This window comes from Mycobacteriales bacterium (assembly GCA_036497565.1).
Taxonomy (GTDB): domain Bacteria; phylum Actinomycetota; class Actinomycetes; order Mycobacteriales; family QHCD01; genus DASXJE01.
Window position 1 is genome coordinate 54,995 of sequence record DASXJE010000188.1, and the last position, 21,006, is coordinate 76,000.

General features: G+C 71.7%; 19 protein-coding genes. 11 read left to right on the plus strand and 8 right to left on the minus strand.

Annotated features, from left to right (window positions below):
• Nucleotides 1–95 precede the first annotated feature (95 nt).
• Nucleotides 96–1,730: a chaperonin GroEL gene (gene groL / locus VGH85_15860; GenBank protein ID HEY2175283.1), complete on the plus strand. Its 1,635-nt coding sequence runs from the start codon at nucleotides 96–98 to the stop codon at nucleotides 1,728–1,730.
• 87 nt (nucleotides 1,731–1,817) lie between these two features.
• On the opposite strand, the gene VGH85_15865 is transcribed toward groL, so the two are convergent.
• Nucleotides 1,818–2,114: a WhiB family transcriptional regulator gene (locus VGH85_15865; protein HEY2175284.1), complete on the minus strand. Its 297-nt coding sequence runs from the start codon at nucleotides 2,112–2,114 to the stop codon at nucleotides 1,818–1,820.
• A gap of 268 nt (nucleotides 2,115–2,382) precedes the next feature.
• On the opposite strand from VGH85_15865, the gene VGH85_15870 reads away from it, so the two are divergent.
• The 3 genes from VGH85_15870 (at nucleotide 2,383) to VGH85_15880 (ending at nucleotide 4,638) form a co-directional block, all read left to right on the plus strand.
• Entirely contained in the window at nucleotides 2,383–2,985 is a 603-nt protein-coding gene (locus VGH85_15870) for a response regulator transcription factor (GenBank protein HEY2175285.1), read from the plus strand.
• Between the two features lie 151 nt (nucleotides 2,986–3,136).
• The gene (gene shbA, locus VGH85_15875; GenBank protein ID HEY2175286.1) at nucleotides 3,137–3,718 is read left to right on the plus strand and encodes an RNA polymerase sigma factor ShbA; all 582 of its coding nucleotides are present in this window, start codon (nucleotides 3,137–3,139) and stop codon (nucleotides 3,716–3,718) included.
• Nucleotides 3,715–4,638, plus strand: a complete 924-nt coding sequence (locus VGH85_15880; GenBank protein ID HEY2175287.1) for a hypothetical protein — start codon at nucleotides 3,715–3,717, stop codon at nucleotides 4,636–4,638. Before shbA ends, VGH85_15880 begins: the two co-directional genes overlap by 4 nt.
• A gap of 17 nt (nucleotides 4,639–4,655) precedes the next feature.
• On the opposite strand, the gene VGH85_15885 is transcribed toward VGH85_15880, so the two are convergent.
• Nucleotides 4,656–5,039: a DUF5319 domain-containing protein gene (locus VGH85_15885; GenBank protein HEY2175288.1), complete on the minus strand. Its 384-nt coding sequence runs from the start codon at nucleotides 5,037–5,039 to the stop codon at nucleotides 4,656–4,658.
• Nucleotides 5,040–5,146: 107 nt separating this feature from the next.
• Between VGH85_15885 and guaB the strand changes: the two genes are divergently transcribed.
• From guaB to VGH85_15900, 3 genes are all read left to right on the plus strand, one after another.
• Nucleotides 5,147–6,655 (plus strand): IMP dehydrogenase, encoded by a 1,509-nt coding sequence (gene guaB / locus VGH85_15890; GenBank protein ID HEY2175289.1) that lies wholly within the window; start codon nucleotides 5,147–5,149, stop codon nucleotides 6,653–6,655.
• Nucleotides 6,656–6,695: 40 nt separating this feature from the next.
• Nucleotides 6,696–7,832, plus strand: a complete 1,137-nt coding sequence (locus tag VGH85_15895; GenBank protein HEY2175290.1) for a GuaB3 family IMP dehydrogenase-related protein — start codon at nucleotides 6,696–6,698, stop codon at nucleotides 7,830–7,832.
• Nucleotides 7,833–8,036: 204 nt separating this feature from the next.
• Entirely contained in the window at nucleotides 8,037–9,971 is a 1,935-nt protein-coding gene (locus VGH85_15900) for an acyl-CoA dehydrogenase family protein (protein ID HEY2175291.1), read from the plus strand.
• 4 nt (nucleotides 9,972–9,975) lie between these two features.
• Here VGH85_15900 and VGH85_15905 read toward each other — a convergent pair whose 3' ends face one another.
• Nucleotides 9,976–10,785: an ABC transporter permease gene (locus VGH85_15905; GenBank protein HEY2175292.1), complete on the minus strand. Its 810-nt coding sequence runs from the start codon at nucleotides 10,783–10,785 to the stop codon at nucleotides 9,976–9,978.
• Nucleotides 10,786–10,790: 5 nt separating this feature from the next.
• The gene (locus VGH85_15910) at nucleotides 10,791–11,822 is read right to left on the minus strand and encodes an ATP-binding cassette domain-containing protein (GenBank protein ID HEY2175293.1); all 1,032 of its coding nucleotides are present in this window, start codon (nucleotides 11,820–11,822) and stop codon (nucleotides 10,791–10,793) included.
• A gap of 229 nt (nucleotides 11,823–12,051) precedes the next feature.
• On the opposite strand from VGH85_15910, the gene guaA reads away from it, so the two are divergent.
• Nucleotides 12,052–13,638: a glutamine-hydrolyzing GMP synthase gene (guaA, locus tag VGH85_15915; GenBank protein HEY2175294.1), complete on the plus strand. Its 1,587-nt coding sequence runs from the start codon at nucleotides 12,052–12,054 to the stop codon at nucleotides 13,636–13,638.
• A gap of 15 nt (nucleotides 13,639–13,653) precedes the next feature.
• Here guaA and VGH85_15920 read toward each other — a convergent pair whose 3' ends face one another.
• Both VGH85_15920 and VGH85_15925 read right to left on the minus strand, forming a co-directional pair.
• Nucleotides 13,654–13,857 (minus strand): hypothetical protein, encoded by a 204-nt coding sequence (locus tag VGH85_15920; protein ID HEY2175295.1) that lies wholly within the window; start codon nucleotides 13,855–13,857, stop codon nucleotides 13,654–13,656.
• Nucleotides 13,844–15,223, minus strand: a complete 1,380-nt coding sequence (locus tag VGH85_15925) for a PspC domain-containing protein (GenBank protein ID HEY2175296.1) — start codon at nucleotides 15,221–15,223, stop codon at nucleotides 13,844–13,846. Before VGH85_15925 ends, VGH85_15920 begins: the two co-directional genes overlap by 14 nt.
• 228 nt (nucleotides 15,224–15,451) lie before the next feature.
• Here VGH85_15925 and VGH85_15930 point away from each other — a divergent pair, with 228 nt between their 5' ends.
• Nucleotides 15,452–16,666 carry a PspC domain-containing protein gene (locus VGH85_15930; protein HEY2175297.1) on the plus strand — a complete coding sequence of 405 codons (1,215 nt, stop codon included), beginning with the start codon at nucleotides 15,452–15,454 and terminating at the stop codon, nucleotides 16,664–16,666.
• Nucleotides 16,663–17,316, plus strand: a complete 654-nt coding sequence (locus VGH85_15935; protein ID HEY2175298.1) for a response regulator transcription factor — start codon at nucleotides 16,663–16,665, stop codon at nucleotides 17,314–17,316. Before VGH85_15930 ends, VGH85_15935 begins: the two co-directional genes overlap by 4 nt.
• 28 nt (nucleotides 17,317–17,344) lie before the next feature.
• On the opposite strand, the gene VGH85_15940 is transcribed toward VGH85_15935, so the two are convergent.
• Together VGH85_15940 and VGH85_15945 are read right to left on the minus strand one after the other, a co-directional pair.
• On the minus strand, nucleotides 17,345–18,079 hold the full coding sequence (locus tag VGH85_15940) for a PIG-L deacetylase family protein (protein ID HEY2175299.1): 735 nt from the start codon (nucleotides 18,077–18,079) through the stop codon (nucleotides 17,345–17,347).
• A gap of 45 nt (nucleotides 18,080–18,124) precedes the next feature.
• Nucleotides 18,125–18,424, minus strand: a complete 300-nt coding sequence (locus VGH85_15945; protein HEY2175300.1) for a chorismate mutase — start codon at nucleotides 18,422–18,424, stop codon at nucleotides 18,125–18,127.
• Nucleotides 18,425–18,672: 248 nt separating this feature from the next.
• Here VGH85_15945 and pcrA point away from each other — a divergent pair, with 248 nt between their 5' ends.
• The gene (pcrA, locus tag VGH85_15950; GenBank protein ID HEY2175301.1) at nucleotides 18,673–21,003 is read left to right on the plus strand and encodes a DNA helicase PcrA; all 2,331 of its coding nucleotides are present in this window, start codon (nucleotides 18,673–18,675) and stop codon (nucleotides 21,001–21,003) included.
• Nucleotides 21,004–21,006 lie beyond the last annotated feature (3 nt).

Genomic DNA, 21,006 nt, shown 5'->3' on the forward strand with positions numbered 1-21,006 from the left:
GACCCGTCCGCCGCCGCCCCGGCGCCCCGTGAGCGATCCGCGACTCAGCGAATCCGCGACCGGGTGTGCCGGGGCGGAGGCATGAAAGGACCCCCATGGCCAAGATGATCAGTTTCGACGAGGAGGCCCGGCGCGCGCTCGAGCGCGGCGTCAACCACCTCGCCGACGTGGTGAAGGTGACCCTCGGCCCCATCGGCCGCAACGTGGTGCTCGACAAGAGCTTCGGCGCGCCCACGATCACCAACGACGGAGTGACGATCGCCCGCGAGGTCGAGCTCGACGACCCCTACGAGAACCTCGGCGCGCAGCTGGCCAAGGACGTCGCCACCAAGACCAACGACGTGGCCGGTGACGGCACGACGACCGCCACGGTGCTGGCCCAGGCGCTGGTGCACGGCGGCCTGCGCAACATCGTCGCCGGTGCCAACCCGACCGCGCTCGGCCGGGGCATGAACGCCGCGGTTGCCGCGGTCGGCGAGCAGCTCGGCACCTCGGCCACCGACATCTCCTCCAAGGACGACATCGCGCACGTCGCGACGATCTCGGCCCAGGACCCGACGATCGGTGAGCTGATCGGCGAGGCGATGGACACCGTCGGCAAGGACGGCGTGATCACCGTCGAGGAGTCCAACACCCTCTCGACCGAGCTGGAGTTCACCGAGGGGCTGGACTTCGACAAGGGCTACATCTCGCCGTACTTCGTGACCGACTCCGAGGCGATGGAGGCGGTCTACAACGACGCGCAGGTGCTCATCACGAGCCAGAAGATCAGCGCGATCTCCGACCTGCTTCCGCTGCTGGAGAAGGTCATCGAGGGCGGCAAGCCGCTGCTGATCATCGCCGAGGACGTCGAAGGCGAGGCCCTGTCCACGCTGGTCGTCAACTCGGTCCGCAAGACCCTCCCGGTGGTCGCCGTGAAGGCGCCGTTCTTCGGTGACCGCCGTACGGCGTTCCTGGAGGACCTCGCCACGGTCACCGGTGCGCAGGTCGTGTCCCCCGAGGTCGGCCTCAAGCTCGACCAGGTCGGGGTCGACGTGCTCGGCTCGATCCGGCGGGTCACGGTCACGAAGGACGACACGATCCTCGTCGACGGCGGCGGTTCGGCCGAGGCCATCGCGGCCCGCGTCGCGCAGCTGCGCGCCGAGATCGACGCCACCGACTCCGACTGGGACCGCGAGAAGCTGCAGGAGCGGCTCGCCAAGCTCGCCGGTGGCGTGGGTGTGATCCGGGTCGGCGCCGCCACCGAGGTGGAGCTGAAAGAGAAGAAGCACCGCATCGAGGACGCCATCTCGGCCACCCGGGCCGCGGTGGAAGAGGGCATCATCCCCGGCGGTGGCGCGGCTCTCGTGCACGCCGCCGCGGTGCTGGACGGTTCTTTGGGTCTCTCCGGCGACGAAGCCGTCGGGGTCGCCCTGGTCCGCCGGGCATTGGACGCGCCGTTGCGTCAGATCGCCAGCAACGCCGGCCTGGAAGGCGGCGTGGTGGTGGCCAAGGTGCGCGAAGGCGGCCCGGAAATCGGTCTGGACGCCACCACGGGCGAGTACGTCGACCTGGCCGCGCGCGGGATCGTCGACCCGGTGAAGGTCACCCGGGCCGCTCTCGTCAACGCCGTGTCGATCGCCAGCATGGTGCTCACCACGGCGAGTGCGGTGGTCGAGGCTCCCGAGGATAAGCCGGACGAGGCGCCCGGCGGCCATGGCCACGGGCACAGCCACGGCCCCGGTTTCTGACCGCTGCGATATCTCGCCAGCCGGCCCCGAGCGGGTCGGCTGGCGAGTTTCGTGGCGTCGGTCGCCGGATCGCGGCCGCCGCGGCGGTCAGACCGCCGGGGCAAGGCCTCCGCGGCGGGCCAGCAGGTCGGCCCGCTCGGACTCGGTCGTGCCGCCCCAGACGCCGTAGGGCTCTTGGACGGCGAGCGCCTGCTCGAGGCACTGGGTGATCACCGGGCAGCGTGCGCAGACGGCCTTGGCCGCCTCCTCGCGCGCGTCCCGGGCCGGGCCGCGCTCCCCTTCGGGGTGGAAGAACAGGTTGGCGTCCTGATCGCGGCAGGAGCCCGCGTACTGCCATTCCCATACCTGGGCATTGGGTCCAGGTAGCCGGCGGATGTCTGCCATCGAGGTACCTCTCTCGGATCGGCCGACCGCGCCCTCGGTCGTGGTCACGATCTTGATAGCGCCGGCCGCTCGGACACGAACCCTTGCTACGGCATGGCTCCTACCCACGTCCGGCCCACCGCACACCGCCGATGGCGACAACTGATCCGTCCCGGCAGAGACCGCGTCCTCCGGCACCCCGTGGCCGCGGTACGGACACGTAGTGTCATATGTATGTGATTCTCCGTCGACCTGACACCACGCCGGACAGGGGTGTTCACTCAGTCGGGTGGCGAGCGTGCTGATCTGCGACGAGCGCCGAGAGGTCCGGGACCGCCTCGCGCGGTTCCTCGCGGCCGTTCCGGCGTTCGATCCGGTCAACACGGTGGCCAGCGGCGAGGAACTGCTCGAGCGTTACCCGCATGAGCACCCGGACGTCGTCTTCGTGGGCACCCATCGGGCGATCGACACCGGGATCGTCACTATTCGACGGCTGATGGCCGAGCACCCCCAGGCGGCGGTCCTCGTGTTCGGTGCGGCGGACGACCACGCCAACCTCACCGCGGCCATGGCCTCGGGTGCCCGCGGCTTCCTGTGCTGGGACGCCTCCCATCTGGAGGTCTACGCCGCACTGGCTCATGCGCTGGCCCCGAACGGGGACTCCGCCCCGGCGGTCGTGCCGTCGGGCAACGGCCGGCCGGCGTTGACGCCGCGGGAGATGCAGGTCCTGCTCGGGATGAGCCAGGGCAAGAGCAACCACGAGATCGGCGGCGACCTGTTCCTGTCCGAGGACACCGTCAAGACGCATGCCCGTCGGCTGTTCCGCAAACTCGGCGTGCACGACCGCGCGCAGGCTGTCGCGCAGGGATTTCGTGGCGGATTGGTGCATTGACCCTGCCGCTCGAGGCGGTCGGTGCTCTACAGTTGCCGCCGATGATCGTCGGGACATGCCGACAGCGGCGTGCGTTCGTCCCGACTCGCGTCGTACCGGCTCTCGGTCCGAGGCCGGCTCGGGTGGTGTAACAGGGGGACGCGCCGTTCCGATGAGCACTGCGGATGAAGAAATCGATCTCGGCCCGCTGGCGTGCCGGGCGGCGGAGGGCGATGCGGCCGCGACCGAGGCGCTCCTCGCCCGGGTCCGGCCGCTCATCGTGCGCTACTGCCGCGCGCGACTCGGCGGCCGCGACGGGGGGCGGGGATCTGCCGACGATGTGGCGCAGGAGGTGTGTCTCGCCGTGCTGACGGCTCTGCCCCGCTACGTCGACCGCGGCCGGCCCTTCGTCGCGTTCGCCTACGGCATCGCTGCGCACAAGGTCGTCGATGCGCAACGCCTCCACGCCGTGCGCAGCGACCCGTCGGGCGAGCTGCCGGACACCGCCGACCTCGCTGACGGACCCGAGCAGATTGCCGTCTCCGCCGAACGGACCCACGGCCTGCACCGGTTGCTGGCGATGCTCCCCGACATGCAGCGCGAGGTCGTGATCCTGCGGATCGCGGTCGGCATGTCGGCGCGTGAGGTCGCCGACTCCCTCGGAATGTCGGCCGGCGCGGTGCGGGTCGCCCAGCACCGCGCACTGAGCCGGCTGCGGATGCTCGCGGCCGCCGAGGCCGAGTTGGTCTCGTGACTGTCATCGATCTCGCCGGTGACGGAGTGGGCCGGGACGACGAGCTCTGCGACGCGCTCGCCGGCCGGGCCTACGACGGTCTCCCGGACGACGCGGTCGCGACGACGCTCGCCCAGTGGTGTGCCGACGTCGACCGGGACCATCCGTCGATCGTGCTGCCCACCGCGGAGCTGGCCGCGGCAGCGGCCCGCCGGCACGCGCGGCGGCGTACCGCCCGCGTCGTCGGCGTAGCGGCCGCGGTCGTCGTGATCTGCCTGGGGGGCCTGAGCCTGGCCCGCCAGCCCCATGCCGCCACGACGCCGAGCAGCCGGCAGGAGGTCGGCACCACCCAGTCCCAGTCCATGCACGCCCGCGCCCGGGTGTTGCAGTTGCTGCAGGCGGCGCAGCTAGCCATCGCGACACGCCGGTGGACCGACGCGGAAGCCGCCCTCATGCAGGCCCGGGTCCACCTGACCGGGGTCGGTGTCGCGGACGGCCGCGCGGCGATGTCGACGCAGCTGCTCGGCCTGCGGCAGCAGTTGAGCCGGATGGTGTCCGTCCGCGCGCCGTCGGGTCCGACGACGTCCGGCCACCCGCACCGGACCGCGGCCCACCATGTCCCGGCGCGTACCCACTCGCTGCTCGCGACCTCCGGCGGACAATCGGCCGGCGGCCAGACCGACCACCTCGCCGGCGCCGCAGCTCGTCCCACGGCGCAGGCACGACCGGCACCGACGCGATCAACTCCGGAGTCATCCCGACCACGTCCCGACGCGCCGGTCGAGCGCGCGCCGACCGGGATCAAGCAGCCCGGGATCACGCTTCCCTGGGACTCCGATCGAGGCGTCCGCACCGACCGATGGCACATCCGCGCCGAACGGCACGCCCGAGGGTGGGATCGGGCGGACGGCTGGCATCGCGACTGGCACCGCCACCGCTGACCGCGTGCGCAGGTGAGCTAGCGCTGGCCCTCGTCGACCGACGACAGCACGCCGTCGGCGAAGCCACGCGCGTAGTCCCAGGACACGTACAGCGAGGGATCGGGGCAGAAGGCCGGCTCGTGCACGCGGGTCTGGCCCACGTCGAGCAGATGGCGCAGGTTGGCCCGCATCAGATCCCAGCCGAAGTAATGGGGCTCGCGGCAATCGTCGCAGTCGATCACCACGCCGCGTACGCCCCGAGGAACGAGCAGCGCTTCGAAGACCTCGAGATCCTCGAGGTCGGACAGCACGTCCTGTCGTTCGGTCGGCTCCAGCGGCTCGCTGACCTCGTCGTCGTCGAGCGCGGCGGCCGGGTCGCTCGGGTCTCCGAAGAACGGGTCGAGGGGTCCGTCGTCCGTCACGCCCTCCACCGTAGCCGCATCGGGCCCGGGTGCGGCAACATCCTGCCGCTACGATGAGACTTCGAGGGCGTTCGGTGGCGGCGTCCGCGCGTTCCAGGAAGGGTGCGATGCAGGAATCCGGCGGCATCCCCGACGTCTCCTCCGCGCCGATCGGCGTGGGGCTCACTTTCGACGACGTGCTGCTGCTGCCCGCGGCATCCGACGTCATCCCCAGCGAAGCCGACACCTCCACCAGGCTCTCCCGGTCGATCCGGCTGCGGGTGCCGCTGCTCTCCTCCGCGATGGACACCGTCACGGAGGCCCGGATGGCCATCGCAATGGCCCGCCAGGGCGGGATCGGCGTCCTGCACCGCAATCTCTCGGTCGAGGACCAGGCCGCCCAGGTCGACCTCGTCAAGCGCTCCGAGGCGGGGATGGTCACCCATCCGGTGACCTGCTCGCCCGATCACACCCTGCGTGACGTCGACGAGTTGTGCGCCCGCTACCGCATCTCCGGCGTCCCGGTGATCGACCGGGACGGGGTTCTTGTGGGCATCGTCACCAATCGGGACATCCGGTTCGAAAACGATCACGCCCGCCCGGTGCGCGAGGTGATGACCGCGATGCCGCTGGTCACCGCCCCTGTCGGCGTGTCGCAGGCGGATGCGCTCGCCCTGCTCCGTCAGCACAAGGTCGAGAAACTGCCGCTCGTCGACGAGTCCGACCGGCTGCGCGGCCTGATCACGGTCAAGGACTTCGTCAAGAGCGACGCCTTCCCGCTCGCCACCAAGGACGCCGACGGCCGGCTGGTCGTCGGCGCGGCGGTCGGCGTGGGGGAGGACGCCTACAAGCGGGCCGGTGCGCTCGTCGATGCCGGCGTCGACGTCGTCGTGGTCGACACCGCACACGGTCACTCCACCGCGGTGCTCGCAATGGTGCGCCGCCTCAAGGCCGACACCCGGGTCGACGTCATCGGGGGCAACGTCGCGACCCGCGAGGGCGCGCAGGCGCTCATCGACGCCGGCGCCGACGGCGTCAAGGTCGGGGTGGGCCCCGGTTCCATCTGTACGACGCGGGTGGTCGCCGGGGTCGGCGTACCCCAGGTCAGCGCGATCACCGAGGCGAGCGCCGCGGCCCGGCCCGCCGGCGTTCCGGTCATCGCCGACGGCGGCATGCAGTACTCGGGCGACATCGCGAAGGCCATCGTCGCGGGTGCGGACAGCGTGATGTTGGGGAGCCTGCTCGCCGGCGTGGAAGAGAGCCCGGGCGAGCTGATCTTCATCAACGGCAAGCAGTTCAAGTCCTACCGCGGCATGGGCTCGCTCGGGGCGATGCAGGGCCGCGGCGACGCAAGGTCCTACTCCAAGGACCGCTACTTCCAGGACGACGTGCTCTCCGACGACAAGCTGGTTCCGCAGGGGGTCGAGGGGCAGGTGCCCTACCGCGGCCCGCTGGCCGCAGTCGCGCACCAACTCGTCGGCGGGCTACAGGCGGCGATGGGCTACTGCGGTACCCCTACGATCGGGGACCTGCAGCAACGCGGCCGGTTCGTGCGGGTCACCGCGGCGGGGCTGAAGGAGAACCACCCGCACGACATCCAGATGACCGTCGAGGCGCCCAACTACCACACGCGCTGAGACCGCCCGGGAGCAGCGACCCCGTAGAGAGGTTTGAGTCGTGCGTGACACCGTCGAGATCGGGCAGGGAAAGACGGCCCGGCGCGGGTATGACCTGGACGAGATCGCGATCGTGCCGACCCGGCGTACCCGCGGGTCGCAGGACGTGTCGATCGGCTGGCAGATCGACGCCTTCCCGTTCTCGTTGCCGTTGGTGGCGCATCCCTCCGACGCGACCATGAGCCCCCGCACCGTCGCCGAGGTCGGCCGGCTCGGCGGGCTCGGTGTCCTCAACGGTGAGGGGCTGTGGGCTCGGCACGAGGACCCGACGTCGATGCTCCGCTCGGTCTGGCCCAAGGACGGCGAGGCGATGGACGCGCGCGCGGTCACCCGTCGCCTGCAGGCCTCCTACGTCGACCCGATCCGGCCTGACCTGCTCGCCGACCGGGTCGAGGAGCTACGCCGGTCGGGGAGTACGACGGCGGTGCGTCTCTCGCCGCAGCACACGATGGAGCTGGCTCCGGTGCTGCTCGACGGCGGGATCGACATGCTGGTCATTCAGGGCACCATCGTCTCCGCCGAGCACGTCTCCGAGCACACCGCGCCGCTGAACCTCAAGGAGTTCATCGCCGACCTCGACGTCCCGGTGATCGTCGGGGGATGCGCGACCTACCAGACCGCCCTGCACCTGATGCGCACCGGCGCCGCCGGCGTGATCGTCGGGATGGGGGCCGACGGCTTCGCCACCTCCGACGACGTACTCGGCATCCGGGTGCCGATGGCGAGCGCCATCGCCGACGCCGCCGCGGCGCGGCGGGACTACCTCGACGAGACCGGTGGCCGCTACGTCCACGTCATCGCCGACGGCGGGATCGAGTGCAGCGGCGCCATCGCGAAGGCCATCGCCTGCGGTGCCGACGCGGTGATGCTGGGCAGCCCGCTGGCGGCGGCCGAGGAGGCACCGGCGGCAGGGGCCTGGTGGCACACCGCCGCCGCCCACCCGAAGCTTCCCCGCGGCCTGGTCGCGCCGCCCCGCGAGCCGGTGGGCCCGCTGCAGACCCTGCTCAACGGGCCCTCGGACGACCCGACCGGCGAGGCCAACCTCTTCGGCGGCCTGCGCCGCTCGATGGCCAAGACCGGATTCTCCGACCTCAAGGAGTTCCAGCGGGTCGAGCTCACGCTCGGCACGCCCGCCTGACGCCTGCCGCTCCCCACCAGCGGTGCCCTTGCTGCGCGCAGCTGTCCCCTTGCTGCGCGCAGCTGTCCCCTTGCTCCGCCCAGCGAAGCAAGGGCACAGGGCGGCGTCGAGGTGTCTACGGCCGCCGGCGGCCAATCCGGCGACGGCCCGCGCATCACCTGATAGACACTGGTTTACTGGCCAGTAACTAGAAGGGTGGGTGGCATGACGGAGACGCCGCAGGTGAGCGAACGACAGGCCCGCACGCTCGCCGAAGAGTCCCGGGACACCGAGTGGCGCAAGCCCAGCTTCGGCAAGGAACTGTTCCTCGGCCGGTTCCGTCCCGATCTCATCCACCCGCATCCCCGGCCGCGAGCGGACGACGTCGAGCGCGGCGAGGCGTTCCTCGCTCGGCTGGAGGCGTTCTGCCGCACCGAGGTCGACCCGCGGGAGATCGAGCGCACCGCGAAGGTCCCCGACCGGGTCGTGAAGGGCCTGGCCGACCTCGGCGCTCTCGGCATGAAGATCGACGTCGAGTACGGCGGCCTCGGGCTCTCCCAGCTCTACTACAACCGGGCGCTGGCGATGGTGGGCCAGGCGCACGCCGCGCTCGCCACCCTGCTCTCGGCGCACCAGTCGATCGGCCTGCCGCAGCCGCTGAAGTTCGCCGGCACCGAGGAACAGCGGCGCACCTACCTGCCGCGCTGCGCGAAGGACGAGATCAGCGCGTTCCTGCTCACCGAGCCCGACGTGGGCAGCGACCCGGCCCGCATGCATTCCACCGCCGTACCGACCGAGGACGGCAGCGGCTACGTGCTCAACGGCACGAAGCTGTGGACCACCAACGGCGTAGTCGCGTCGCTGTTGATCGTCATGGCCACCGTGCCCAAGTCGCCCGGGCATCGCGGCGGCATTAGCGCCTTCATCGTCGAGTCGTCGTCGCCGGGCGTCGAGGTGCTGCACCGCAACGCCTTCATGGGCCTGCGCGGCATCGAGAACGGCGTCACCCGGTTCACCGACGTCCGGATCCCGGCCGAGAACCTCGTCGGCGAGGAGGGCCGCGGGCTGCGGATCGCGCTCACGACACTCAACACCGGTCGGCTCTCGCTGCCGGCGATCTGCGCGGGTACGGCGAAGTGGTCGGCGATGGTGGCCCGGGAGTGGGGCGCCGGGCGGATCCAATGGGGACACGCCGTCGGCGAGCACGAAGCGGTCGCGAAGAAGATCGCCTACATCACCAGCATGGCCTTCGCCCTCGAGGCCGTCGTCGACATGTCCTCCCTGATGGCCGACGAGGACCGCAACGACATCCGGATCGAGGCTGCTCTCGCCAAGCTGTATTGCTCCGAGCACGGCTGGCGGCTGGTCGACGACCTGGTGCAGATCCGCGGCGGCCGCGGCTACGAGACGGCCGACTCGCTGGCCGCCCGCGGCGAGCGTCCGCTCGCCGCGGAACAGGCGCTGCGCGACATGCGGATCAACCGAATCTTCGAGGGCTCCAGCGAGATCATGCGGCTGATCATCGCCCGCGAGGCGGTCGACGCCCACCTCGCGGTGGCCGGCGACATCATCGATCCCGACAAGGCGCTGTCGGAGAAGGCACGCGGCGCGGCGAAGGCCGGTGGCTTCTACGCGAAGTGGTTGCCGACCCTGGCGGTCGGGCACGGCGACAACCCCCGGGCGTTCGCCGAGTTCGGTTCGCTCGCCGGCCACCTGCGGTTCGTGGAGCGCTCGTCGCGCAAGCTCGCCCGCTCCACCTTCTGGGGCATGTCCCGCTGGCAGGGCCGGCTGGAGAAGAAGCAGGGCTTCCTCGGGCGGCTCGTCGACATCGGCGCGGAGCTGTTCGCAATGAGCGCCGTGGTCTGCCGTGCGCAGATGATGCTCGACGACGATCCCGCCGACCGGTGGAGTCGCCAGGGCCCCGACGGCCCGGACCGCGACTCCGACGGTCAGCGCGCCGTGGAGCTCGCCGACCTCTTCTGCAAGGGCGCCCGCCGCCGGATCGACGCACTCTTCCACGAACTGTGGGCGAACGACGACGCCGCCGAGTACGTCGCCGCGCAGCAGGTCATGGCCGGCCGCTACCGCTTCGTCGAGGACGGCCTGCTCGACCTGTCCGACCCCAACCTGCCGCTGATCGCGGAGGGCGGCGGGGAGTGACCCGCTAGCTCGCCCGGCGGTAGGTCCGCACTGCCAGCGGCGCGAAGATCAGCGCGATGCCGGCCAGCCACGCGATGCTCTTCCAGAGCTCGGAGGCGACCGGCCCGCCGAGCGCGAACGACCGCATCGTGTCGATGATGACCGTGACCGGCTGGTTGCGGGCGAACGTCTGCAGCCACCCGGGCATCGAGGCCACCGGCACGAACGCGGAGCTCACGAAGGTCAGCGGGAAGAGCCAGATCATCCCGAAGGCCTGCACCGACTCCTCGTCCTTGATCGCCAGCCCGATGAAGGCCGAGACGCAGCAGACGGTGACGCCGAAGGCCAGCGCCAGCAGCACCATCCCCACCGCGCCGTCGAGTCCGTTGTGGAACCGGAAGCCGACGGCGTAGGCGATCCCGACGAGGATCAGGATCGTGATGAGCATCCGGACCGTGTCGGCGATCAGCCGGCCGGCGAGGACGGCCGAGCGGGACATCGGCATCGACCGGAGCCGGTCGATGACCCCCTTGCGCATCTCGATCGCCAGCGAGATCGCCGTCCCCATCGACGCGAAGCCGGCGGTCTGCGCGATGATCCCGGGGATCATGTAGTCGACGTAGCTACCGCCTGCGACCGGGATCGCGCCGCCGAAGACGTAGCGGAACAGCAGGACGAAGATCACCGGTTGGACGACGGTGAAGACGATGTAGGCCGGCACCCGGATCCACACCAGCAGGTTGCGCTGGGCCATGGTGAGCGAGTCGCTCACCGCCCATCTGGCCTGCTGGATCGGCCCGGGGGCCGACGGGGCCAGAATCGTGGTCGCAGCCATCAGGATCAGTTCTCCGTTCCGGTGGAGACCGGACGGGAATGACGGCCCCGTCGGGTCGGTTCGGTGGTGCCGTCCTCCTCGGCCGCGTGGCCGGTGAGGGCGAGGAAGACGTCGTCGAGCGAGGGCCGGCGAAGCGCCAGCCCGTCGGGCTCCACGCCCGCGGCGTCGAGCCGGCGGACGGCCTCGATGAGGGTCCGGGAGCCGAGCGCGCCGGCGGGGATCGTCACGGCGCCGCGCTCCTCGTCGACCTGGGGCTCACCGGCGCCGAGGCCGGCCACGACCTGTACGGCGGTGGCCACCTGCGCGCGGTCAGGCACCTCGAACTCGAGGACGTCGCCGCCGACCCGGTCCTTGAGCTGGTCGGCCGTGCCGCCGGCGATGACCAGCCCGTGGTCGATCACCACGATCTCGTCGGCGAGCTGGTCGGCCTCGTCGAGGTACTGCGTGGTCAGCAGCAGCGTGGTGCCGTCGTTGACCAGCGCACGGATGATGTCCCACATCCCGATCCGGCTGCGCGGGTCGAGGCCCGTGGTCGGCTCGTCGAGGAAGAGCACGGCCGGGCGCGCGACCAGGCTGGCGGCGAGGTCGAGCCGGCGCTGCATGCCGCCGGAGTAGGTCTTGGCGTTGCGGTCGGCGGCGTCGGACAGGTCGAAGCGGTCGAGCAGCTCCGCGGCGCGACGCCGCGACTCGCTCCGGCCCAAGTGGCTCAGCCGCCCGATGATCTCCAGGTTTTCCCGGCCGGTGAGCTCCTCGACGATCGCCGCCGACTGGCCGGCGAGGCCGATCGAGCGACGGACCGCCGCCGGGTCACGGACGACGTCCTGACCCTCGATCAACACCTTTCCGGCGTCCGGCGTGAGCAGGGTGGTGAGGATGCGGACTGCGGTCGTCTTGCCGGCGCCGTTGGGCCCGAGGACGCCGAGCACCGTGCCGCGGGGCACGGCGAAGTCGATGCCCCGCAGCGCCTCGACGGACCCGAACGACTTCCGCATCCCCTCGACGAAGATGGCGGGACTGTTGTCCGCTGGCTGGGCCATTGCGTTGTCTCCTCGGGCTCATTTCGATCAGCGCCGGCCGCGCTTGTCGTCCACAGATCGCTGCCTACTCCGAGCGTCCGACAACTTTGGTGTCGGCGCGACGGGGGAGGCGGGCGGTTCGCTCAGAGCGGAGCGACGGCGTCCATCCTGACCCACCGGGGTCCGCGTCGCATCCGAATTGTCTGATGGGGAAACCGATCCCCGCCGTCGCGGTCGGTAGGCTCGGGCGGTGGACAGCAGCAGCGCGGATCCCGGCCACGACGTCGTCCTGGTCGTCGACTACGGGGCGCAGTACGCCCAGCTGATCGCGCGCCGGATCCGGGAGGCGCGGGTCAAGAGCGAGATCGTCGCGCACGACACCCCGGTCCAGGAGATGCTCGCCCGGCGGCCCGCCGCGATCGTGCTCTCCGGCGGCCCGGCGAGCGTCTACGCCGAGGGCGCGCCGGCGGCCCCCGAGGGCCTGTTCGACGCCGGGGTCCCCGTGCTCGGGATCTGCTACGGGCACCAGCTGATGGCCCGGGCCCTCGGCGGCACCGTGAGCCACACGGGGCGGTCGGAGTACGGCGCGACCATGCTGCAGGTCGCCACCCCGGCGTCCCGCCTGCTGGCGGACACGCCGGAGAAGCACCAGGTGTGGATGTCGCACGGCGACGCGGTCACCAGTGCGCCCGAGGGATTCACCGTCACCGCGGGCACCGACGACTCGCCGGTGGCGGCGTTCGAGGCCACCGACCGCCACCTCGCCGGGGTGCAGTTCCACCCCGAGGTGGCGCACTCGCCGTACGGGCAGAAGGTGCTCGAGCACTTCCTCTACGACGTCGCCGGGATCCGTCCGCTGTGGACGACGGAGAACGTCGTCGACGAGCAGATCCGCCGGATCCGCGCCCAGGTGGGCGACAAGCGGGTGCTCGCCGCGTTGTCCGGCGGCGTCGACTCGGCGGTCGCCGCGGCCCTCGTGCACGAGGCGGTCGGCGACCGGCTGACCTGCGTCTACGTCGACCACGGGCTGATGCGGGAAGGGGAGACCGAGCAGGTCGAGCGTGACTACGTCGCCGCGACCGGCGTCCAGGTGCGGGTCGTGCACGCCGAGGACCGATTCATCGCTGCCCTCGACGGAGTCTCCGACCCCGAGCAGAAGCGACGGATCATCGGCCGGGAGTTCATCCGGGTCTTCGAGCAGGCCGCCCGCGACGTGGTCGCCGAGGTCGGCGCCCACGGCGAGACCGTTGAGTTCCTCGTCCAGGGCACGCTCTACCCCGACGTGGTCGAGTCCGGCGGCGGCGCGGGGGCGTCGAACATCAAGTCCCATCACAACGTGGGCGGGCTGCCCGACGATCTGCAGTTCGCGCTGGTCGAGCCGCTCCGCGAGCTGTTCAAGGACGAGGTACGCCGCGCCGGCGAGGAGCTCGGCCTGCCCGCGGAGATGGTGTGGCGCCAGCCGTTCCCCGGGCCGGGCCTGGCGATCCGCATCGTCGGTGCGGTCACCCGCGACCGGCTCGACATGCTGCGCGCCGCCGACGCGATCGCCCGGGCGGAGCTCTCCGCTGCCGGCCTCGACCGCGAGGTCTGGCAGTGCCCGGTGGTGCTGCTCGCCGATGTCCGGTCGGTCGGTGTGCAGGGGGACGGTCGCACCTACGGCCACCCGGTCGTGCTCCGGCCGGTCTCCAGCGAGGACGCCATGACCGCCGACTGGTCCCGGCTGCCCTACGACGTCCTGGCCCGGATCTCCACCCGCATCACCAACGAGGTCCGCGAGATCAACCGGGTCACGCTCGACGTCACGAGCAAGCCGCCCGGCACGATCGAGTGGGAGTAGCACGGCCCGCAGCCGTCACCGGCGCTCGCCGCGCCGCCGACCCGTCATCCGCGGCAGGGCGCTGACCAGCCCGACCGCGCCGACCCCGATCAACAGGGCGGGAAGTTCCCAGCTGCCGCCCAGCGACGCGGTGTGGCCCGCGAAACCCCAGATCATGGCGATGCCGACGAAGAACAGGCCGGCCACGAGTGAGAAAACGTCGATGTCATGCCGCTGCACGATCTACCTCCACGGTTCCGACGCCGACCTGCGCGGTGAGGTCGAGGTGTCCTCCACCGGGACCGTCCGCCCCGGTGTCATTCACGGTCTGGTTCACATCGAGCCCGGCGTGTCCGGTGCCGAGCAGCTGCAGTTGTCCCGCGTCCGCCGTGCCGTGGATCGTCACGTCGACGTCGGGCGGAACGGTGACGTTGATCGTCCCGGCGCCGACCTGTAGCCGACTCGTCACGTCGCCGGTGTGGGCGAAGTCGACCCGCTCGAGGTCGAGCGTCGCGGTGCCGGCGCGCATGTTGTACGAGTGCTGGACGGCGCCGACCGTGGTGGGAGCCCAGGTCCGGTCGCCGACCGGACCGCCCCCGGCCAGCGGTGCGCTGGCCGCGATCAGTAACGCGACGGTCAGCGGGATGCCCAGCAGGGTGAGTCCCCGCGCCTTACCCCACCGCGCGCCGACCAGCAGACCGGCGCCGACCAGACCGAGCGCGACGGCGAGGTAGCTGCGGACCGACAGTCCGAGGCCGCCGGCGCGGTCGATCGCGATGAGCAATCCGACGACGACGATCGTCAGGCTGATGGTGATCCGCCGCAGCGGTGAGCGCCGCCGCTTCGGCTCGAGGCCTGTCGGCGGGGTGGCCGGCGCCCCGGCCAGCGGCCACGCACTGTCCGGGTCGGTCCGCTCCTCGGCGGCGAGCCGCTCTGCGGCGAGCTGCTCGGCGGCCCGGTTGACCGCGTTCATCGACTCGGTGGCCAGCGAGCCGCGGGGTAGTGGCCGGGTCGGCAGCACCTCGGTGCCCGGCCCGCCGAGCGGCCGGGTCGCTCCGGCGTCCTGCGTCGCTCCGGAGGCCGGGACAGGGATGGGCGCCGTCACGCCGGTGTCCGGAGCGGCCGGGGACGGTGCGGACGCGGCCGGAGGTGGCGCCGAGCCGACCGGGGGCGGCGGGGGCGGCGGCGAGTCCGGGCTCTGCCGGCCGCGGTCCTGCAGGTGCCGGTAGACCAGGACGCCGCCCACCGTGACCACCGCGAGCAGCGCGAGGTTGCGCGGGTCGCCCCGGCCGACCGCCGCGACGAGGGCGATCACGATCACCGCCAGCACGATGCCCTCCGCCATCGGCGTACCTCGCCGGCCGCGGCCGATCACCGACTCGGCGATCGAGTGCTCCTCCCGGGCGTCGGGGAGTAGCAACCACCCGACCGCGTAGAGGAGGACACCGACGCCGCCGAAGACGGCCAGGACGGCGATCAGGACGCGGATCAGCAGAGGGTCGACATCGACGTACTCGGCCAGGCCGCCGGCCACACCCGCGACCATGCGCTGGTCGCGGCTGCGCTGCAGCCGGCGAGGAGTCGAGCCGCCCGAGAAGTTGCTCATGCCGCGATCGTGCTGCCTCGCGCGCGGCCGGGCATCGGGGAGGACCCTGATTTCGACCCTGATTCGGCCGACCCCGAGTAGGCACCCCGAGTAGGCCACCCTGAGATCGGGCCCAGGATTCCAGGGTTGCGCCGGATGGCCGGGACGGCCCGCCGCGTGTGACGATTGCTGAGGACGAAGGAGGCGGCGATCAGCACCGCACAGGGGTCGGCAGGCGCGGCACGGTACGTGCCTCGGCGGGTCAGCAGACCCGCCGAGGGGCGCGTCTTCAGCGGTGTCGCACAGGGCCTCGCCGACCACCTCGACCTGTCCGCGACGCACGTGCGCATCGCCTTCCTCGTCCTGTCCGTCTTCGGGGGATTCGGCGTCGTGCTCTACGCCGTGCTCTGGGTGGTCATCCCGACCCGGCGGGCGGTCGAGGACGGTCGACCGGCGCGGACCCGGCGGTTCGAGGGCCGCGGGCAGGCTCTGGCGATCGGCGCCGTGGCCGTCGGCCTGGTCCTGCTGCTCCGGGGCATCGGGATCCTGCAGGTCGACGCGCTGGTCTGGCCGGTCGCGATCGTCGCGATCGGTGCGGCGCTGATCTGGCGTCAGGCCGACGAGTCCCAACGCGACCAGCTCACCCGCGCGACCGGACGCATCCCGTCCCTGCTGACCGGCGCCGGCGGCACCCGCTCGGCCGTGTTGCGGCTCGCCGCGGGCGCCGTACTCGTGACCGCGGGTATCGCGGCCTTCCTGGCGGTGTCGCATCAGCTCACCGCCGCCCGCAACGGCATCGTCGCGACCGTCGTCGTGCTGCTCGGCCTGGCGGTGATCACCGGCCCCTGGTGGTGGCGGCTGGTGGGGGAGCTCTCCGCCGAGCGGCGGGAGCGGATCCGGTCCCAGGAGCGTGCCGAACTCGCCGCCCACCTGCACGACTCCGTACTGCAGACGCTCGCGCTGATCCAGCGGCAGTCCGAGTCACCACGCGAGGTCCTGCGGCTGGCGCGGGGGCAGGAGCGCGAACTGCGCACCTGGCTGTATCGCCCGGCCGACGCCGAGAGCACCCGGTTCGGCGCGGCGATGACGACGGTCGCGGCCGAGGTCGAGGACGCCTACGGCGTCGCCGTAGAGTCGGTCGTCGTCGGTGACGTCGACCTCGACCCGCGCACGGACGCGTTGGTCCAGTCGTCGCGGGAGGCACTGGTCAACGCGGCCAAGCACAGCGGGGTCGAGACGATGTCGCTGTACGCCGAAGTCGAACCCGACTCGGTCACCGTCTTCATCCGCGACCGCGGCGTCGGGTTCGACCCGGACGCCGTGGGCGCCGACCGACACGGTGTGGCCGGCTCGATCGTCGGTCGCATGAAACGCCACGGCGGGAGGGCCACGATCCGCAGTACGCCGGGCGACGGCACCGAGGTGGAGTTGACGATGACCCGCACCGCGAAGGTCCAGCAGTGACCCCGCTCCGGGTGTTCCTGGTGGACGACCACGAGATGTTCCGGTCGGGGGTGCGGGCCGAGCTGGCCCGGGCCGCCGCGGGAGCCGTCGACGTGGTCGGAGACGCCGGCTCGGTGTCGGGTGCCGTCGCCGGGATCCGGCAGGCCCGTCCCGACGTCGTGCTGCTCGACGTCCACATGCCCGACGGCGGCGGGCGCGCCGTACTCGATCAGATCGGCGATCTGTCGGGCACCACCAAGGTGCTCGCGCTGTCGGTGAGCGACGCCGCCGAGGACGTGATCGGCGTCATCCGGGCCGGTGCCCGCGGCTACGTGACCAAGACGATCTCCGGTGACGACCTCGCCGCCGCGATCCGCCGGGTGGCCGACGGTGACGCGGTCTTCTCCCCGCGGCTGGCCGGCTTCGTGCTGGACGCGTTCACCGATCGCAACGGCACCCCGGTCGTCGATCCGGAGTTCGACTCGCTCACCGCACGGGAGCGCGACGTGCTGCGGCTCCTCGCCCGCGGCTACTCCTACAAGGAGATCGCCGGTCAGCTGTTCATCTCGGTGAAGACGGTGGAGACGCATGTCTCGTCGGTGCTGCGCAAGCTGCAGCTGTCCAACCGGCACCAGCTCACCCGATGGGCGTCCGACCGTCGGATCGTGTGACGTCGCAGGCCCGGCCGGCGGGCCGGGATCACCGTGTGTCGATCACCCGGAACGACTCGGCGAGGTGGCCCTCCGGCAGCCCGCCGGCGCGCGCGGCCGCCTCGAGCCAGGTCCGCAGCCGCCCGGGCAGATCCTCGAAGTGCGCGGTCTGGCTGGCGTGGGCGCGTAGCGCGGCGATCTTGCGGTCGAAGGTGTCGGTGATGTCGACGTAGCGGTCGGGGTCGGGGCCGCCGGCTATCCACAGCTCGCCGACCGTCCAGGCCGCAAGCCCCTCGTCGCGGAGCAGTTCGGGGTGCGCGAACGGATTACGGGCATCGGGGTAGACCGCGTCCACCGTCGCCTCGCCGACCGCGAGGTGGTCCGGGTGGCTGCGCCCGAGGAGCCGCCAGTCCCGCTCCGGGGACGGGCCGATCACCCGGTGCGGGCGCACGCGGCGGATCTGGCGGGTGATGTCCCGGCGCAGTTCGTGGGTGACGTAGAGCCGACCGTCGGGATAGTCCAGGAAGGTCACGTCGTGCACACCGACCTCGGCCGCGGCGGCGCGCTGCTCCCGCTCCCGTAGGTCGCCCATCAGCTCCCGCGGGGTGTCGTCGTAACCGCCGGCGTCGCCGCGGGTCGCGATGCAGTAGGCGACCTCGATGCCCGCCGCCGTCCAGGCGGCGACCGTTCCGGCGGCGCCGAAGTCGATGTCGTCGGGGTGTGCGGCGACGACCAGGGCGCGGGTGGCGGGCTCGTCCGGCTGGCCGGTGTCAGGTTGGGTCACGACTACCGATCGTAGAGGCGTCCCGGGACCCGGTGCGGCCACTGGCTATAGCGGCCCCCGGCAGGTGCGCAGTACGGCGTCGCCGATCGATCCGCCGCCGTCACCGAGGCCGCCGCGGTAGGAGTCGAGCACCCGGCGCTCCCGATCGAGCTCGAGCCGGACCCCGCCGGCGGCGATCCGGGCGGACTGCACCTGCCGGGACAGCCTGGCGCGCTCGGCGACGAGCCGGATGATGCCCTCGTCGAGCGCGTCGATGCGGGCCCGGAGCAGGGCGATCGGGTCGGTCTCCGCCGGTGCGGGCTCCGCCGAGAGGTCGGGGAGCGCGGCGTCTGTCTGTGCAGTCACGGGGTCTCCTTGCTGGGGGCCCACCTGCCGAGACAGCAAAACGCCCCGGCTGGAGGGCCGGGGCGTCGGGTGGTCTGGGTCAGACGGCGTCGACGGGCACCGGGCTCCGGTACCCATAAAAGAACTGAGCTGCGCGCGTCGTCACGGCCTGAAGTCTGCCACACCAGCCGCCCCGTGGCCAATGCCGCGCCCTCCGGCGCTGTGGGCGGCCGAATCGGTCAGCGGGGCGACGTATCGTGACGGGAGAGATGAGCAGCCTCTTCGACGTCCCTGATACGCCGTCCGACGGCGACGACACGCCGCGCCGGCCCGGACCCCGCACCCCTGATCCGGAAGCGCTGCTCGCCGACCTCAACCCGCAGCAGCGGCAGGCGGTGACCCACGCCGGCGGGCCGCTGTTGATCGTGGCCGGTGCGGGATCCGGCAAGACCCGGGTGCTCACCCATCGGATCGCCTACCTGCTCGCCGCCCGCGGCGTCTCGCCGGGCCAGATCGTGGCGATCACCTTCACCAACAAGGCGGCCGGCGAGATGCGGGAGCGGGTCGCGGGCCTGGTCGGGCGCCGGGCTCGGGCGATGTGGGTGTCGACGTTCCACTCGATGTGTGTGCGGATCCTTCGGGCGGAAGCCAAGACGGTCGGCCTCACCAGCAACTTCTCGATCTACGACCAGGCCGACTCGCAGCGGCTGATGACCCTCGTCGTGCGCGACCTCGATCTCGATCCGAAGCGCTATCCACCCCGGTCGCTGGCCGCCCAGGTGAGCAACCTCAAGAACGAACTCGTCGACGAGGAGACGTGGGCGGCGCGGGCGGGCACCGGGATGGAGAAGGTGCTCGGAGAGGCCTACACGCTCTACCAGCGTCGGCTCCGGCAGGCCAACGCGCTGGATTTCGACGACATCATCATGACCACGGTCAATCTCCTGCAAGCGTTCCCCGCCGTGGCCGAGCACTACCGGCGCCGGTTCCGGCACGTTCTGGTCGACGAGTACCAGGACACCAACCATGCGCAGTACGTGCTGATCCGCGAGCTCGTCGGCACCGCGGAGCGCCGTACGGTCGACGGCGACCTCGTCGGCGACGGGGCCGAGGACGCCGTGCCGCCGGCTGAGCTCGCCGTAGTCGGTGACGCCGACCAGTCGATCTACGCCTTCCGCGGCGCGACGATCCGCAACATCGTGGAGTTCGAGCGCGATTACCCCGACGCGACGACGGTGCTGCTCGAGCAGAACTACCGGTCGACCCAGACGATCCTGTCCGCAGCCAATGCGTTGATTGCGCGCAACGAGAGTCGCCGGGCCAAGAACCTCTGGTCCGACGCCGGTGCCGGTGAGCAGGTGCGCGGCTATGTCGCCGACAACGAGCACGACGAAGCGGCATGGGTCGCCGGGGAGATCGACCGGCTCGCCGACGCCAAGGAGGCGACGTCGGCGGATGTCGCCGTCTTCTACCGCACCAACGCGCAGTCGCGGGTGTTCGAGGAGGTCTTCATCCGGGTCGGGCTGCCCTACCGCGTGGTCGGCGGCGTGCGGTTCTACGAGCGCCGCGAGGTGCGCGATCTGCTGGCCTATCTGCGTACCATCGCCAACCCCGCCGACCTGGTCAGCCTGCGTCGCATCCTCAACACTCCGCGCCGCGGTATCGGCGACCGGGCGCAGGCGTGCGTCGAGGCGTTGGCGTCGCGGGAGCGGATCTCCTACTCCGACGCCCTCGACCGCGCCGACGACGCACCGGGAATCGCGTCCCGCTCGGTCAAGGCGATCACCGACTTCACCGGCCTGATGACCGAGCTCCGCGCGGTCGCCGCCGGCAACGGACCGGCCGCCGTCATCGAGGCGGTGCTCGACCGCACCCGCTACCTCGCCGAGCTCGAGGCGAGCACAGATCCGCAGGACGAGGGCCGGGTCGACAACCTCAACGAGTTGGTGTCCGTCGCCCGCGAATTCGAGGAGCAGCGCGACGGCGGCACGCTCGAAGAGTTTCTCGAGCAGGTTTCGCTGGTCGCCGACGCCGACTCGATCCCCGACTCCGACTCGGGCGTGGTGACCCTGATGACCCTGCACACCGCCAAGGGCCTGGAGTTCCCGGTCGTCTTCCTCACCGGCATGGAGGACGGGATCTTCCCGCACCTGCGCACGCTCGCCGACCCCACGGAGCTCGAAGAGGAACGGCGGCTCGCCTACGTCGGCATCACCCGCGCCCAGCGCCGGCTCTACCTCTCCCGTGCGGTCACCCGCAGCGCCTGGGGGCAGCCGGCCTACAACCCGCCGTCCCGGTTCCTCGACGAGATCCCGCCCGACCTGGTCGCCTGGGAGCGGGACGAGCCACGCCGGCAGCCGGCCGCGCAGACCCGCGTCGCCGCCCGCGGGCTCGCCGCCGGCACCCTGCGCGGCGGGGTGGGCAACCGGCCCGTCGTATCGCTCGAGATCGGCGACCGGGTCACCCACGACGCGTTCGGCCTGGGCACCGTGGTGTCGACCAAGGGGGTCGCCGACCGGGCCGAGGCGACGATCGACTTCGGCGGCGACATCGGCGCGAAGCGGTTGCTCCTGCGTTACGCCCCGGTCGAGAAGGTCTGACCT

Coding starts and splice junctions, on each gene's coding strand:
- VGH85_15900 (HEY2175291.1), top strand. CDS start 8,037: ATGACGGAGACGCCGCAGGTGAGCGAACGACAGGCCCGCACGCTCGCC.
- VGH85_15925 (HEY2175296.1), bottom strand. CDS start 15,223: ATGAGCAACTTCTCGGGCGGCTCGACTCCTCGCCGGCTGCAGCGCAGC.
- VGH85_15910 (HEY2175293.1), bottom strand. CDS start 11,822: ATGGCCCAGCCAGCGGACAACAGTCCCGCCATCTTCGTCGAGGGGATG.
- VGH85_15865 (HEY2175284.1), bottom strand. CDS start 2,114: ATGGCAGACATCCGCCGGCTACCTGGACCCAATGCCCAGGTATGGGAA.
- pcrA (HEY2175301.1), top strand. CDS start 18,673: ATGAGCAGCCTCTTCGACGTCCCTGATACGCCGTCCGACGGCGACGAC.
- shbA (HEY2175286.1), top strand. CDS start 3,137: ATGAGCACTGCGGATGAAGAAATCGATCTCGGCCCGCTGGCGTGCCGG.
- guaB (HEY2175289.1), top strand. CDS start 5,147: ATGCAGGAATCCGGCGGCATCCCCGACGTCTCCTCCGCGCCGATCGGC.
- VGH85_15905 (HEY2175292.1), bottom strand. CDS start 10,785: ATGGCTGCGACCACGATTCTGGCCCCGTCGGCCCCCGGGCCGATCCAG.
- groL (HEY2175283.1), top strand. CDS start 96: ATGGCCAAGATGATCAGTTTCGACGAGGAGGCCCGGCGCGCGCTCGAG.